Raw genomic sequence first — 14,151 nt, 5'->3', positions numbered from 1 at the left:
TGTAACCCGGGTGGACAACATAGCCAAGGAAATTCTACGCTGTAGCGAGGTTGGGAAGATGCCTCGGCTGGAAAACCGAGGCCTCCACCGTGCTGGGCCGACTGAAGTCGCGGCAACAAAGGCCCAAAGTCCGCCTTCGCGGATTGCACGCGCAGTCGAGTGCGCGAGGCCAGCCGAAGCGCGATTCAGGTCTCCCCCTCCCCTGCGCAGCGGGGGACGGGGGCCGGGGGGAGGGGGCTTCCGCGGCATGCGAGGCAGCCTATCGAATCCCGATCGAAGTTCCCCTCTCTCCCAGCGCAGTTTGCCGGGGGAGGGGCCCGCGGAGGGGTCCGCCGGAGGATGCACCCGGCCCCCGCGTGAGCGGGTGAACCCGGCGCTTGGAAAGCGGAAAGCCCCGACACGGGCCGCTCGCGCGTCCCGTTCGGGGCTTCACCTGCACGTGCGGGCTGGTGCCGACGCTTACGGCTGCTTCGTCACCACGCGGCGTACGGCGGGGTCGGACCAGGCTTCACGCAGCGCCGGGTCCTGCTGAATCTCGCGCTGCACCGCCGGGTCCCGCACCAGTTCGCCCGCGAGGTCCAGGAGCTTCCGCGTCCCCTCGTCGACCGGCCCCGCCGCCAGCGTGGGCATCGCGTGTCCGCTCCCCCCGTGGTTCATCCCGGCGTGCGCAGTCGCGGCTCCGCCCGCCACATGCGCGCTGGCGTGCGACGCATGGCTGCCGTGCGCGCTCGACGCCCCCGTCCCGCGGGTGTGATTCGTCCCGGCGTGCGACGTGCCTCCAGACTGCGGGGTGTGGCCTGCGTGTGTCGCCGCGGACGAGGTGCGCGCGGTGGCGTGATTCATCCCCGCGTGGCTCGCGCTTGCCCCCTCCGTGGACGCACGACCGTGAGCGCCCGCGTGCCCCGCCGCGCCCGTGGATGCGTGCCGAGTTCCGCCAGTCCCTGCGTGCCCGCCCGTGTGCGCCGTTCCGGCCGTGGCGCGTCCGGCGCTGCCCCCGTGCGCCGCGTGGTCCACACCCGGCGCCGTGTTGGATGCCGTGCCGGTGCCGCCATGGGCCGAGTGATCCGTTGCCGCTGCCGGTGTTCCATCGCTAGTTGCGTGGCCCATGGCGGAATGGTCCATCCCTGCCATCCCCGCAGCCGAATCTGTGGCGACCGAGTCGTGCATCGCGTGGGGGGCAGGGGCGGGCGCAACCGTGTCTCGCCTGGCCTCCAGCGGGCGCTCGGCCGTGTCGGGCTCGCCCGAGCACCCGGCCATCACCAGCGCCGCCGCGAGGCTTGCACCGTACTTTCCGAACATCGCCATCACCTGGGTCGTGGACGCGGATCGCCGCGCCGTTTCAGTGCCGGTGCGCATCGGCGGCGGGCGCGGCGGGCTGGGCGCGGCGCAGCTCGGCCAGGCGGCGCTGCACCTCGGGATCGCTCCACAGCTGGTGCAGGCGCGGATCGGAATGGATGCGCGCCTCCACCTCGGGGTTGGAGAGCAGACGCACCGCGAAGTCGATCGCCTGCGCGCTGTCCGAGGCCGCCACGCCCGCCCGCATCGCCCCGTCATCCATCCCGTGCGCGGCCTGCATCTCGGCGATCAGGCGCTGCAGCACGGGATCGGTGGCCACTCGCTCGCGGATGACGGGATCCGCCATCAACCGCGCGTGCAGTTCCGCGATCAGCGCCGGACTCGGCGACCCGCTCCCGCCCTTTGCGGAGGCGGAAGGGGCCTGCGTTGCGTGCGCGGAGTGGTCCGCCGCCGGCATCGCGGCGGACGGGGGCGTGGCGGCGTGGGCCGAGTGATCCGTCCCCTGCGGCGCCGCGGCGGAGGGCGGGGCGTGGCCCATGGCGGCGTGATCGGTCCCGGAGCCGCCGGCGGCACCGTGCTGCATCCCCCCGTGGGCCATCACGGCGCCGCGCTCGACCGTGGGCTCCGGAAAGCCGGGGAGCAGGCCCACGACCGGTCCGCCCATGTTCTGCACGCCCATCGCGTGGCTCATCGCCAGCCACTCGGCCTGCGTCATCACGAACGACGTGTTGTCGCGGTACCGCTCCGCCGCCAGCAGGATCTCCTCCCGCTTCTTCTCCCGCGGCACCCTGGGCGACGCCAGGATGTCGGAGATCACGTCGTGCATGCCGTGCAGGTTGTCGAAGATGATCGCCGCTTCCGGGTACCGCGCCGCGAACCGGGGCGCCACCGCCGCCGTCATCGGCATCAGGCGGGGCATGTTGCGGGGCGCGTCCTGCAGCATCTGCCGGAAGCGCGCGACCGTGGCCGTCACCCCGGTCTGCCGCTCTTCGGGGGTGCGGCCGACCACGAGCGGCTCGTACAGCCCCACCTGCAGCCAGTGGTAGCCCCAGATCAGCCCGTTGAACTTGGGATAGTTGTCGCGGAACGCCGTTGCGTAGTACTGGCCCTCCATCAGCTCCATGTTCTTGGGAACGGAGCTGAAGGCCACGTCCGGGCGGCTCTTGTAGTAGCGCAGCAGGCTCGCGATCTCGGCGTCCTTCTGTTCCTGCGACAGCCGGTCGTCGCCCAGCACGTCGTACATCTGCCGGTGAAGGAGGTGCGCCCATTCGAACATGAGCTTCGCCTCGGGGGCGAGCTTCACGTATTCGATCTCGATGGCGGCTTCTTCCAGCGGCATCCGCGGCGGGCTCAACAGCAGGCGCCGCGTGATGAAGTCGTACTCGCGCTCTTCCAGCTCCGATACGGGCGCGCCCGGCCGGGTGTAGAGCTTTTCGTACAGGATGGCGTGCCCGTAGTCGAACGCGTTGAACAGGCGGTCGGCACCGGGATAGTTGCGCCGGAACACCCAGTTGTGCTCGGCGGGCATGTAGAACTGCTCGTGCTGCCGCGTGAACTGCGCGCGTGCGGGCTCGGCCGACGCGCCGAGCGCCATGCCCAGGACCGCGGCGCCGAGGACGGCTCGTGCGGTAAACTTCGTCGTCATCACTTCTCCTCTATCGGTCAGGCCGGCGCTGCCGCCGGCCGTCGCGCGCTTTCAGCGGACCGGGAGCAGGCCGCGCACCGCGAAGGCGTGCGCCGCTCCAAAGGTGAACGACCAGCCCTGCTCATCGCCCGCGAACCGGCGGCCGAGCCCCAAGTCCACGTTGAACTGCGGGCTCGTCTGATACCGGAGTCCGGCTTCCGCGGTCCACCCCAGCCGTTCGTCGTCGTCCAACGGCTGCTCCGCGAACAGGCCGGCGATCGCCAGCAGGCCGCGCAGCGGAAAGGCGCGATCGACGGCGATGCCCGCCATCCACCGCGACGCATCGCCCACGTCGCCCCCTTCCGAACCGAGCGTGTACTGGCCGTTCAGGTGAAAGCGCGCGCCGGTGAAGGTGCGCGTGGCGATTCCCTTCAGCGAGGTGAAGGCGCGGTCCGGGGCCAGCCCTCCCACGGGAAGCAGCGTCTCGACGGCGACGGCGAACGCCGGGAGCGTGCGCGTTTCGACGTTCAGGTTGTGGAGCCCGGCGATCTCGATGCCCGCCAGCCCCTGCACGTGGTCGTGGTCGCCGTCGTCCAGGAACGATACCGGAAAGCCCACCTCCAGCTGCGTGCGGGGCAGGATTCCATAGGCGATCTCCGGGGCGATCTCCCAGTTGTACGCGCCGCCGTTCTCGTGCTCCAGGCGCACGGGGGCCAGCTGCAGCTCGAAGGCGTATCGCTCGACCGGCGCGGCGTCCTCGATCTGCACGGGTCGGCCGCGGTCGGTGTTGTAGTAGTCGGTCTGCGCGCAGGCGGGCCGCGCCGCCGCGCCGAATGCCAGCGCGGCCGCCGCGGCGGCCGCGGCGGCCGTGATGATTCTTGTCATGCTCTCCAGGTCAGTGTCGAACGGTTCGCCGCGCGGGACGGCAAGTTGCGGTCCCGCGCAGGTGCATCTTCTCTGGATTGCGGGACTTGGGTGTGCGAGCCGTGGCGGGTTGTGGCGGCTGGTGGGGGCCCCTCCCCCGGCCCCTCCCCGCACAAACTACGTGCGGAGAGGGGGGAAGTTCGGGTGGGGGTCGACGGGCTGCCGGTGCATGCGGCGGGAGCGCGAAGGGGCGGGGCCAGCCGGCTCCGCCCCTTCACTCATCCGTCCGCCCGCGGGGTGCGGCTCAGGGCCGCGAAGCCACGCTCGCGGAGGCCGAGGTCACCGTGACCCAGGTGGTGTCGCTCGTGACGCCGCGCTCGCTCTGGGAGAACACGGGCGTGGTGCCGGGGGCCTTGGCGGTCACCTTGCCCACCGAGTCGACCGCCGCAATGCCGGGCGAGTTGCTGAAGTACCGGATCGGCGCGTCGGGAATGGGCGAGCCCTGCGCATTGTACGCGGTCGCCTGCACCTGGCCGGTCTGGCCCACCGCGAGCGCCAGCGTCCTGGGCGTCTGCCGGACCGAGACCACGCCCCACCGCGAGGTCACCGTGAAATGGACCGGCTGCAGTCCCGGGGCGGTGGCCGTCACCCGGGTGGACCCCCCGAACTTCGGGGTGAAGAAGATGCCCCCCACGCCGGCCTTGCCCGTGACGCTCGGGTTGTAGAAGTAGAACGTCCCCCCGCGGTCGGAGGTGAAGGTCACGCTCACCGACGGAGACGGGTTTCCGCTGGCGTCCCTGACCACGACCTTGAGCATGCTGTCGGTTCGCGCGCCCGCCTCGACCAGCTGGTTGTCTCCGGAGAGCTTCTGCATCTGGGCAGGTGCCGCGGTGAGCAGCGTCGCCCTGAACGTGGCGAAGATGCGGGCCTCGCCCGTGGCGTTGTCGATGCCGAGCGCCTGCACCCGCTGGCTGTCGGCCTGGCTCGTGCCCACCGTCCACCGCTCGCGCGCCAGTCCCTGGGCGTTGCTCACGGCGATCCCCGCGAACACCCGCCCGCCACCCGACGACACGCGGAACACCACCGCCTGCCCCTGCACCGGCTGCCCGCTCGCGTTCACCACCTTCACGACCAGCGGGTCCGGCAGCTCGCGCCCGGGCAGCACGGCCTGGTTGTCGCCGGACACAATGGTCATGCTGGCCATTTCGGGCGCGTTCACCGAGCTGGCCGGGGCGCGCTCGCACGCGGCCGCGGAAAGCGCGAGCAGCGCGAGCGCGGGAAGGAAACGGGCAGGACGCATGTGGTAGTCTCCGTGGCGGGAACAGGGGGTGTGCGCGAAGGTCTCGCGAACCCCGTAAGATAACGTAAGAACGCGCGGGAGAACAGGTTGCGCACCCAATCGGCCGCTCCGTTCGCCGCCCCGGGGTGTGGTTCGGGCGGCGCGGATGCGGCGGCGTCGGAGCGAACCTGGCACCCGCCCGCCCGCTTCCGCCCGTTTTTCGCGGCCGGCGGGCCGTCCGCGCAGTCGACAAGGAACGACCCCTCGCCCGAGGTTCGGGGGAGGGGTCGGTCGTTGCGCGATATTCGAACGGGCGCCGGGCGGCCTTCGAGTGCGACTGGTCAGGTCACATGGCGGCGCGCCGACCCGACCGTTGCCGCCTTGATAGCGGCACGTCGATCTTGGTGGCGCACGTTGGGGCGCCGCGGCGGGAGGAGACTCGGGCGGCCGTACCCCTTCGTCGCAGGAACCCATCGTGAGCGAGATCAAGAGCCTCTTCTTCGCCGCCGATCCCCATTCCGCCCCCTCGTACGGCAAAGCTCCCCGCCTGATGGTGGACGAAGACGTCCGGCGGATTCGCGAGAAGGTTCGCGCGGCCGAGCATAGGTCGCCCGTCCGAGCCCAATCGGCAACCGCTGGGGGCACCCCGCACGCTGCTTGCTGAAGGGGCCGCGGCGGCGGGGTCGCCGGGAACACGGATGCTCAATTGGACGAGGGAAGACGGTTCGTGGACAAGCGCGACGTGGGCGGCGTGGGAGGGGGGACAGGGGAGATCGGGTGCGGCGGGAAGCCCGGCGCGCAGGGACGTGCCGAGGCCGTCCGGCTGGCTGCCCCTCCGCCGCGCTGAGCCGCGGATGTGGATTGTCTTCGCGCTCGTAGCCGCCATCGGGACGGCCGCGCACAGCTTTTCGCTCAAGCTTACCGCGGCGCGCGGCGGCGTGGTGGTCTCGACGGTGGCGTACCGGCTGGTGGGCGGCGCGCTGCTGTGCGCGGCCGTGTCACTTACCGGCGGATGGCCGCCGCTGACCCCGGGCTTCTGGCGTGCCATGGGGATGGTGCTGGTTCCGGAGGTGCTGGGGATGGTGCTGATGGCGCTTGCCCTGCGCGGCGGCGAGCTGTCCGTCATCCAGCCGCTGAGCGGGCTGCTGCCGCCGCTGGTGATGCTGGGCGGCTTCGCCTTCCTGGGCGAGGTGCCCACGCCTTTCGCGGCGGCGGGGGTGGCGATGGTCACGCTGGGCATCTACTGCATCGGCCTGCGGCCGGGCGGCTCGGCGCTGGGCCCCATTCGCTCCCTCGCGGCCTCCCGCGCCAGCTGGTACGCCGTGGGATCGTTGGTGGCGTTCAGCTTTGCCACGCTCGTGCACAAGGTGGGGATCGCCGAGGTGGGGCCGTTTCCGTGGGGCGCCGCACTGTCGCTGGGGTCGGCGGCGGTGCTGGCGGCGGGGCTGCCGTGGATGGCGTGGAGGGAGCAGCCCGGCCTCGGCCTGCCCGCGCGGATGATGCCGTGGGCCTGGCTGGTGGTGCTGACGGGAACCACCTTCGCCGTGCAGGTGGCGGGGCTTCAGTTGGCGTTCCGGCTTGCGCAGGCCGGCTACGTGATGGCCGTGGCCAGCACCAGCATCCTGATCGCGACGGCGCTGGGCATCGGCTTCCTGGGCGAGCGCTCCGCCGTCCGCACCCGCGCCGCCGGAGCGCTGCTCGTCACCAGCGGCGCGGCGCTGATCGCGCTGCTGGGATAGCAGCCATCGTCAACATGATGACATATCAAGCCGAAGGCTCCGAGAGCATGTAGCTCGCGGAGCCTCGGCCAAGTCCCACACGACCGGCAGCGTTCAGTGCACTCCGCCCTCGGTGCCGGTACGCCCGGTCTGGTTTGCGTCGGGGGTGCGGTCGCCCGTCTCGCGGATTTCGACGGTGTCTACCTCACGCTCGCCGCTGGTGCGGGCGGCGACCACCGCGGCCGCGGCTACTCCGGCCACGCCCAGCGCAGCCGCGGCCATCAGCCCCTTCGCCAGCCCGCCGCCCTCCTTCGACTCTTCGGACTCCTCGGAAGTACGGCGCGCGCCGCCGGAGCTCTCCTCACCCTTGCCCGAACGCGAAGTCTTGCCTTCCGCCGACCCCGAACTCTTTCCGCGGGCGGACTGCGACTCGCCGCTCTTGGACTCCGAGCCCTTTGCCTCTGCCCGTTCCGAACCCTTGCCGCGAGCCGACTGCGATTCGCCGCCCTTGGATTCCGACGCCTTGCTCTTCGACTGCGATTCGCCGCCGTTGGACTCCGACGTCTTGCTCTTCGACTGCGATTCGCCGCCCTTGGACTCCGAGCCCTTGCTCTTCGCCTGCGATCCGCCGCTCTTCGACCCTGAGCCCTTGCTCTCGCCCGACTCCGAACCCTTGCCGCGGGCGGACTGCGATTCGCCGCTCTTCGACTCGCCCTCGTGCTCCGCCATCCACTTGTTGGTGTGGTGATGCACCTTGCCATCGTCGCCGATGTACCGGCGCTCCTCCAGCGAGTATTCCTTCGTCTCGCGTTCGTTCTCCGCCATAGCCATACTCCCGATCCAGGGTTCGTTGCACCATTCGAGGTGAGCACAGTGCACGGTCGGTGCCGCCGGGGCCGACCCCGTCCATCGACCCGGGGGCCTGATTTCCAGGTGCGCATCGTGCCGTTCGGGCGTAACGTTCGCGCGCACTCCGCGTCATCGATTCCTGGGCTCGTGTTCATCCGGAGCACGAAGCCGTGCCTGGCACCCCTGATCCGGGAGCCCGAATGAATGTCTCTGCCCAACGGATGAAGATGAGGGACCTAGCGCTGCTCCCGCTCCTGCTCGGTGCCTGCGGCCAAGCGGCCCGCGGACCCGCGGCCGGCATGCGCGGCGCCTTCGACTATGACGCTCGCCAAGTGCCGACCGTGCGGATCGCCGGTACCGAGACGCAGGACGGCGTCTCCATCCACGACGTGGAATATGCCGGCCCCGATGGCCAGCCGGTCCGCGCGTACCTGGTGATTCCCGGGACGGGAGGCCGCGCCGCGGGGGTGATCTACACGCACCCGGCGCCGGGCAGCCGCACCACGTACCTGGACGAGGCCGTGGAGATGGGGCGCCGCGGCGTCGCCTCCCTCGTGCTGGACGCGCCGTGGTCCAGGGAAGCCTTCTGGCTGCCGCTGTTCAAGGACGGGGCGGCGGACCTGGAACGCTACACGGGCGTGGTGGTGGGATTGCGCCGCGCGGTAGACGTGCTCGCCGCCCGGCCCGAGGTGGACGCGGCGCGGATCGGGTACGTGGGGCACAGCTTCGGAGCCGCGTTCGGCGGGGCGTTGGTGGGAGCGGAGCCGCGCATCCGGGCGGCCGTGCTGATCGCGGGGCCGTCCAGCTTCACCGAAATCGCCGCGGTGAACAACCCGGAGCTCATGGGAGAGGCGCGCGACCGTTACGCGCGGGAGATGGCGCCGATCGATCCCGTGAACCACGTCGGGCGAGCGGCGTCGCGGCCGATTCTGTTCCAGTTCCCCCGGCAGGAACAGTACTTCGCCGAGGCCACGTTCCTTCGGTACGCCGCCGCGGGAGCGGAGCCCAAGGAGGTGCGGTGGTACGACGGCGATCACTACCTGAAGTCGTCCGACGCGCGCGACGAGCGGATCGCCTGGCTGCTGCAGAGACTCGGCGCGCGATAAGAGCGCTTGGGCAGGCGCACCCGCTCGGTGCCCCTCCCTACAGCGGGATGGTGGTGCGCCACGCGGGCAGGAATTTGCAGAACGCGGCCCTGCGGCACGGCTCGCGCGCCCTCCGGTTCCAGGAGGGCGCGTGGCTGGGCTTCGGAGGGCCGCGTTCCCCTTTCATGTGCAGGTTCATGACCCCAGCAAAGCAGGACCGGACCCCGGGCGACAAGCCCGTCGCGGCGTCGCCGCGCGAACCGCACACCTACGCGCGCCGGATCGACTGCGCGCCCCGCCCCGCCGCGGCGCCGGAGGGCGGCACGAAGGCCGGCGAGAGTTCCACCAAGGGAGAGCACGCTTGACGGACGAAGCGATGGAGACGGGAAGCGAAGACCCCATCCGCCTGCGCTCGGTGCGGCCGCTGCGCGGCCCCAGCATCTGGGCCACCCACCCCGTGGCCGCCTGCGAGGTGTGGATCGCGCCGCCGCTGGCGGCGCGGCCCCCCGAGGCGGTTCCCGGGCTGATGGAGCAGCTGGCCGCGGCGCTTCCCGGGCTTTCGCCCGACGCGGTGGCGTTCGGCATTGGGCGCGAGGAGGCGGCGTGGGCGCAGCTGGTCGGCCGCGTGGCGGTGGCGCTGCAGCTGCTGGCGGGCGCGCCCACGATGTTCAACCGTGTGATCCCCGGCGCGCACGGCGAGCCGCCGCAGCTGGCGGTGGGCTACGCCGAGGCCGAGGTGGGTGTCGAGAGCCTGTACACGGCCGAAACGCTGCTTCTGCGCGCCCTGCGCGGGGACGAGTTGGGCCTGGATGCGTCGGTGATTGCCCTGCGCGAGGTGTTCCACGACGCGCGGCCGCGGGCGACTTCGCTGGTGCTGATCAAGGAGGCACGGCGCCGCGGCATTCCCGTGCGGCGCTTTGCGGGCGACCCCGTCTTCCAGCTGGGCCTGGGGCGCAACCTGCGGCGGATGGACGGCGCGATGACGGACTTCACCAGCGTCATCGCCACGGACATGACCTCCGACAAGGACCGCACCAAGCGCATCCTGGCCCGCAACGGCCTTCCCGTTCCCGAGGGCGGCGTGGCCGAGACGGCCAAGGAGGCGCTGGAGATCGCCCACCGTATCGGCTTTCCCGTGCTGCTGAAGCCGCTGGACGCCAACGACGGGCGCGGCATCTCCGGCCGGCTGGACAGCGACGACGAGGTGCGCGCGGCGTGGCCCATCGCCCTGGCGGAGCATCCCAAGGTGGTCGTGGAGCGCTTCGCGCAGGGGCGCGACCACCGCGTCATCGTCGTGGACGGCAAGGTGGTCGGCGTGTCGGAGCGCGTTCCCGCGCACGTGGTGGGTGATGGGCGGCGGACGGTGCGGGAGCTGGCGGAAGAGGTGAACCAGGATCCCAAGCGCGACCCGCTCCATCCCAACCCCACGCTGGTCCGCATTCCGCTGGACGAGCAGACGGAGGAGTTCCTGGCGCGCGAAGGGCGGACGATGGACACCGTTCCCGCCGCTGGCGAGACGGTCTGCCTGCGCCCCACGGCCAACATCTCCACCGGTGGGACCTCCGTGGACCGCACGGACGAGATCCATCCCCGGAACGCCCTGCTCTGCGAGCTGGCCGTCGCCGCCGTGGGGCTGGACATCGCGGGGATCGACGTGCTGACGGACGACATCGGGGTTCCCTTCGACGAGAACGGCGCGACGATCCTGGAGGTGAACGCCTCCCCCGGGTTGCGGATGCACACCGATCCCGACGTGGGAACGCCGCGCGACGTCCCCGGCGCCATCCTCGACATGCTCTATCCGCCGGGGGCGGCCTCCACCATTCCCGTCATCGCCATCACCGGCACCAACGGAAAAACGACGACCACGCGATTGATCGCCCACATCTTCCGGCAGACGGGGGTGCGCGTGGGGTTCACCACCACGGATGGCATCTACTACCAGGAACACTTGCAGATGGAGGGCGACTTCACCGGCCCCTTCGCGGCGGGCGTGGTGCTGGCCAACCCCAAGGTGGACGTGGCGGTGATCGAGACGGCGCGCGGCGGCATCCTGCGCTCGGGGCTGGGCTTCGACGAGTGCGACGTGGGCATCGTGCTGAACGTCACGGCCGACCACCTGGGGCTGCGCGGCATCCACACCGTCGAAGACCTGGCCGAGGTGAAGGCCGTGATCCCCTCCGTGGTCAAGGAGGACGGATTCGCGGTGCTGAACGCCGACGATCCCCTGGTGGTGGGGATGGCGGAGCGGACGCCGGGCGGGGTGGTGTACACCTCGGTGCTGGGCAAGGCCGACAACCCGGCACTGGCCGAGCACCTGGCGTTCGGCCACATGGCGGTGATGGTGGAGGACGAGGGCGGGCGCGAGTCGCTGGTCATCCGCGGCGCCAAGGGCGGCGCGCGCGTTCCCGTGGTCGCCGTCGACGAGGTGCCGCTGGCCATGGGGGGCGCCGCCCGCTTTCAGCTGCACAACCTGATGGCGGCGGTGGCGGCGGCGTACCTGCAGGAGGTGCCGGTGGAGACGATCGCCCAGGGGCTGCGCACCTTCCTGCCCTCGGGAACGGCCACGCCGGGGCGGATGAACGTGCTGCAGACGGCGCGCGGCACGGTGATCGTGGACTACGCGCACAACCCCGCCGCGGTGCGTGGGCTGATGGAGTTCGTGGGGCGGATGCCGGCGGCGCGGCGGATCGGGGTGATCACCATGCCCGGCGACCGGCGCGACGAGGACCTGCGCGAGCTGGGGCAGATCTGCTCGGTGCTGGACTACGCGGTGGTGAAGGAGCACGAGAAGTACCGGCGCGGCCGGCCGGCGGGCGACGTGGCCCGGCTGATTGGCGAAGGGCTGCAGGCGGGCGGCCTGGCGGCCGAGAACATCGAGGCCGTGTACCCCGAGCCCGAGGCGGTGGCCCGCGCGCTGGAGCTGATGCAGCAGGACGACCTGCTGGTAATTTTGGCCGACGACTTTCTGGACGTGCTGGCGCAGGTGCAGCAGGTGGAGGGCGGTGCGACCGAAGCCACCGTGCAGGCGGCCGCCGCCGAGTGAAGCGGCCTCGGCGCCGCTGGCGCCCTCGGCTCTGCTGGGGCCCTCGGCTCTGCTGAGGCCCTCGGCTCCGCTGGGGCGAATGAATTCGCGGCAACGACGGCCCAAAGTCCGCCTTCGCGGACTGCTTTTCAACGGCCGCGCCGACACGCGTCCAGGTGCATGCAAGTCCTGCCGCGCAACAGCGTGTCATCCTGAGGCCCAGGCGCACCGTTCCCGCCCGCACGCCATCGTACGCGGGCCGAAGGATCTAGCGGCGGAACCGTACAAGTATGGGCGCGGCAGCGGTCACGGATGTCTGGACCTCGGCGCCGCTGGGGCCCTCACCCGGCCGCGCTGACACGCGTGCCACCTCTCCGCAAGCGACCGCAAGCGGGAGAGGGTGTACACACCAGCGTCGCGCGCGGGGCGAGCCGAAGCGCAGTCGAATTCCCCCTTTCCCCCGCTTGCGGGGGAGAGGGCCGGGGAGAGAGGGCAGCCGGCGGAATGCGCCGGAGCTGCCGAAGCACTCCGATTTTCCGCCAGCCTTCGCGCGCCCCGCCGCCGGGGAGCGAGGCGATTCCGGCATCCGTGGCGCTGTCGCGTCCATAGTGAGAAGTGGCGCCGGGCTAGATCCTTCGGCCCGCGATGGCTGTGCTACGGGCCAGTTTGGCGCGCCTGGGCCTCAGGATGACAGGCGCTGGGGGGGTGCCGGCACGGAGGTGGGGTGACGCACCGGGCTGGCTCCCTTCCCCCGCGCGGTTTGCGGGGGAAGGGCTGGGGATGGGGGGCGCCGCGGCCTGCACGGATATCTGCCAACCGGCAACTGAAGTTCCCCCCTCTCCGCACGTAGTTCGTGCGGGGAGGGGCCGGGGGAGGGGCACCCCGAAACGACGAGGCTCCGCGGGCATCGTGCCCGCGGAGCCTCCTTCATCATCCGGCTGGGTCTCCCGTTACCGGGAACCCGCCAGGTTACATCCGGCCGTCCAGGCGGTCGTCGCGGACGCCGCGGTCCGTGGAGACGTTGGTGCGGTCCACCTCGGCGTGCTCGCGGCGGAGCTCCGTGTCGATGGACTCGTTCTCCACCACCTCGCGCTTGCGCACCAGGATCTCCTCGGTGGGCACCACGCGCTTCTCGACGACGGCTTCCTCGGCGTGCAGCTGCACCCGGATCTCCTCGTCGCTGCCGATGGTGGCGCCCGTCGCGCCGGCCGCCGAGTAGCCACCCTCGATGGGCCGGCGCTCGATGTCGACTTCCTCGTGGCGCAGGGCCACGTCGGCGTGCGCGTGCTCGGTTTCCACCCGCTTGTGGATGCCCACCTCGCCCGTCTGCACCTCGCGCTTGCCCACGGCGAGCTGCTCCTCGGACAGGACGATGCGGGTCGCCTCTTCCTCGGTGATCCCCTGCGCCTGCATGCGCTCGCGGACCAGCGCGTCGCGGTCGCGGCCGCCCAGATCGCGGTCGTTCCGGTTGTGGCTTCCGCCCAGGTTTTCCAGCATGCTCGTGCTCCTGTTTTCTGGTTCCCGATTCCCACCGTGTGGGCGGGGGACTTAGCAACTCCCGTACCCCCGGGACGGCGTATCAGGCGTGTATCAGCCCTGGGTCCGGCCGCCTTCCGCGCCCACCTCCACGGGTCCGTCCGGGCCGCGGATTACGGGCACTTCGCGGCGAAGCTCCTCCTCCACCACCTGCTCCTCCGTCACCCGCGTCTTGCGGATCACCAGCTCCTCGTGCGCCACCAGCCGCTTCTGGATCACCAGCTCTTCCACCAGGATGGGGATGTAGGTGACGTCACCCTCGGTGCGCGGGCTGAAGTCGGTAATGTCTGCCGGAACGGGGCGGCGCTCGATGGAGACGTCTTCGCGCTCCACCGGAACGAGCTTGCGCACCTGCTCCGTCTCCACGCGCTTGGTGATCCCCACCTCGCCCGCCTCCACCCACCGCGTGTTGACGTCGAGCTCCTCGTGCGAAAGGACCACCCGCACGTCCTCGCCACCGGGCTGCGCGGCGGGCTGGCTGCCTGCCCCGGCGGCGCCCACGCCGGCGCGATCTACCGGAAGCAGCCCCAGGTCCGAGTGGGAGAGCGTCTTCAGGTTCACGCGGCGGTGCTTGGCGTCCAGGTCCGCATGGCCGATGGGCACGCGCAGCGTCCGCATCGTTTCATTCGGCGCGAGCTCCTTCACCACCTGCACCAGGATGAAGTGCACCGCCATGGACCCCGGCTCCACGAGCAGGTCTTCCACCGTGCCGGCCAGGGTGCCGTCGGCCGTGTGCACTTCCCACCCGCGCGAGTCGGCGTGTCCGTCCGCGACGGGACCGTTCAGTTCGCTGAGCCGTCTGACGGGCCCATTCCCCTCAGTATTCATCTGCAACTCCCGAAAGGGGCCAAGGCTCGGCCGTTGATCGTACCTGT

12 protein-coding genes are annotated in these 14,151 nt (G+C 71.2%); 5 read left to right on the top strand and 7 right to left on the bottom strand.

Features of this window, described 5'->3' with window-relative positions; translation table 11 throughout:
- Positions 1 to 459: 459 nt before the first annotated feature.
- The 4 genes from VGB24_RS05365 to VGB24_RS05350 form a co-directional block, all read right to left on the bottom strand.
- Positions 460 to 630 (bottom strand): hypothetical protein, encoded by a 171-nt coding sequence (locus VGB24_RS05365; protein WP_331071934.1) that lies wholly within the window; start codon positions 628 to 630, stop codon positions 460 to 462.
- Positions 631 to 1,339: 709 nt separating this feature from the next.
- Positions 1,340 to 2,941, bottom strand: a complete 1,602-nt coding sequence (locus tag VGB24_RS05360; RefSeq protein ID WP_331071933.1) for a hypothetical protein — start codon at positions 2,939 to 2,941, stop codon at positions 1,340 to 1,342.
- Between the two features lie 51 nt (positions 2,942 to 2,992).
- Positions 2,993 to 3,805: a hypothetical protein gene (locus tag VGB24_RS05355; RefSeq protein WP_331071932.1), complete on the bottom strand. Its 813-nt coding sequence runs from the start codon at positions 3,803 to 3,805 to the stop codon at positions 2,993 to 2,995.
- Between the two features lie 283 nt (positions 3,806 to 4,088).
- Positions 4,089 to 5,084, bottom strand: a complete 996-nt coding sequence (locus tag VGB24_RS05350) for an Ig-like domain-containing protein (protein WP_331071931.1) — start codon at positions 5,082 to 5,084, stop codon at positions 4,089 to 4,091.
- A gap of 454 nt (positions 5,085 to 5,538) precedes the next feature.
- Between VGB24_RS05350 and VGB24_RS05345 the strand changes: the two genes are divergently transcribed.
- Both VGB24_RS05345 and VGB24_RS05340 read left to right on the top strand, forming a co-directional pair.
- The gene (locus VGB24_RS05345) at positions 5,539 to 5,727 is read left to right on the top strand and encodes a hypothetical protein (protein WP_331071930.1); all 189 of its coding nucleotides are present in this window, start codon (positions 5,539 to 5,541) and stop codon (positions 5,725 to 5,727) included.
- Positions 5,728 to 5,917: 190 nt separating this feature from the next.
- Entirely contained in the window at positions 5,918 to 6,802 is an 885-nt protein-coding gene (locus VGB24_RS05340; RefSeq protein WP_331071929.1) for a DMT family transporter, read from the top strand.
- A gap of 93 nt (positions 6,803 to 6,895) precedes the next feature.
- Here the strand turns inward: VGB24_RS05340 and VGB24_RS05335 are convergent, their stop codons facing one another.
- On the bottom strand, positions 6,896 to 7,606 hold the full coding sequence (locus VGB24_RS05335; RefSeq protein ID WP_331071928.1) for a hypothetical protein: 711 nt from the start codon (positions 7,604 to 7,606) through the stop codon (positions 6,896 to 6,898).
- A gap of 251 nt (positions 7,607 to 7,857) precedes the next feature.
- Here VGB24_RS05335 and VGB24_RS05330 point away from each other — a divergent pair, with 251 nt between their 5' ends.
- The 3 genes from VGB24_RS05330 to cphA all read left to right on the top strand — a co-directional run bounded on the left by VGB24_RS05330 (position 7,858) and on the right by cphA (position 11,761).
- Positions 7,858 to 8,736, top strand: a complete 879-nt coding sequence (locus VGB24_RS05330) for an alpha/beta hydrolase family protein (protein WP_331071927.1) — start codon at positions 7,858 to 7,860, stop codon at positions 8,734 to 8,736.
- 176 nt (positions 8,737 to 8,912) lie between these two features.
- Positions 8,913 to 9,080 (top strand): hypothetical protein, encoded by a 168-nt coding sequence (locus VGB24_RS05325; RefSeq protein WP_331071926.1) that lies wholly within the window; start codon positions 8,913 to 8,915, stop codon positions 9,078 to 9,080.
- A complete protein-coding gene (gene cphA, locus VGB24_RS05320; RefSeq protein WP_331071925.1) occupies positions 9,077 to 11,761 on the top strand; it encodes a cyanophycin synthetase in 2,685 nt (894 codons plus the stop codon). The genes VGB24_RS05325 and cphA overlap by 4 nt, the downstream gene beginning before the upstream one ends.
- A gap of 948 nt (positions 11,762 to 12,709) precedes the next feature.
- On the opposite strand, the gene VGB24_RS05315 is transcribed toward cphA, so the two are convergent.
- On the bottom strand, positions 12,710 to 13,237 hold the full coding sequence (locus VGB24_RS05315) for a YsnF/AvaK domain-containing protein (RefSeq protein WP_331071924.1): 528 nt from the start codon (positions 13,235 to 13,237) through the stop codon (positions 12,710 to 12,712).
- A gap of 93 nt (positions 13,238 to 13,330) precedes the next feature.
- Positions 13,331 to 14,104 carry a DUF2382 domain-containing protein gene (locus tag VGB24_RS05310; protein WP_331071923.1) on the bottom strand — a complete coding sequence of 258 codons (774 nt, stop codon included), beginning with the start codon at positions 14,102 to 14,104 and terminating at the stop codon, positions 13,331 to 13,333.
- Positions 14,105 to 14,151: the final 47 nt, after the last annotated feature.

It is taken from the genome of Longimicrobium sp., from assembly GCF_036399935.1.
Taxonomy (GTDB): domain Bacteria; phylum Gemmatimonadota; class Gemmatimonadetes; order Longimicrobiales; family Longimicrobiaceae; genus Longimicrobium.
The sequence above is the reverse complement of the archived record's forward strand: the minus strand, read 5'-3'. Positions and strand labels throughout refer to the sequence as shown.

Bases quoted from the DNA above. Each gene is read 5' to 3' on its own strand.
- VGB24_RS05365 (WP_331071934.1), bottom strand. From the start codon at position 630: ATGCCCACGCTGGCGGCGGGGCCGGTCGACGAGGGGACGCGGAAGCTC.
- VGB24_RS05360 (WP_331071933.1), bottom strand. From the start codon at position 2,941: ATGACGACGAAGTTTACCGCACGAGCCGTCCTCGGCGCCGCGGTCCTG.
- VGB24_RS05355 (WP_331071932.1), bottom strand. From the start codon at position 3,805: ATGACAAGAATCATCACGGCCGCCGCGGCCGCCGCGGCGGCCGCGCTG.
- VGB24_RS05350 (WP_331071931.1), bottom strand. From the start codon at position 5,084: ATGCGTCCTGCCCGTTTCCTTCCCGCGCTCGCGCTGCTCGCGCTTTCC.
- VGB24_RS05340 (WP_331071929.1), top strand. From the start codon at position 5,918: ATGTGGATTGTCTTCGCGCTCGTAGCCGCCATCGGGACGGCCGCGCAC.
- VGB24_RS05335 (WP_331071928.1), bottom strand. From the start codon at position 7,606: ATGGCGGAGAACGAACGCGAGACGAAGGAATACTCGCTGGAGGAGCGC.
- VGB24_RS05330 (WP_331071927.1), top strand. From the start codon at position 7,858: ATGAGGGACCTAGCGCTGCTCCCGCTCCTGCTCGGTGCCTGCGGCCAA.
- VGB24_RS05325 (WP_331071926.1), top strand. From the start codon at position 8,913: ATGACCCCAGCAAAGCAGGACCGGACCCCGGGCGACAAGCCCGTCGCG.
- VGB24_RS05315 (WP_331071924.1), bottom strand. From the start codon at position 13,237: ATGCTGGAAAACCTGGGCGGAAGCCACAACCGGAACGACCGCGATCTG.
- VGB24_RS05310 (WP_331071923.1), bottom strand. From the start codon at position 14,104: ATGAATACTGAGGGGAATGGGCCCGTCAGACGGCTCAGCGAACTGAAC.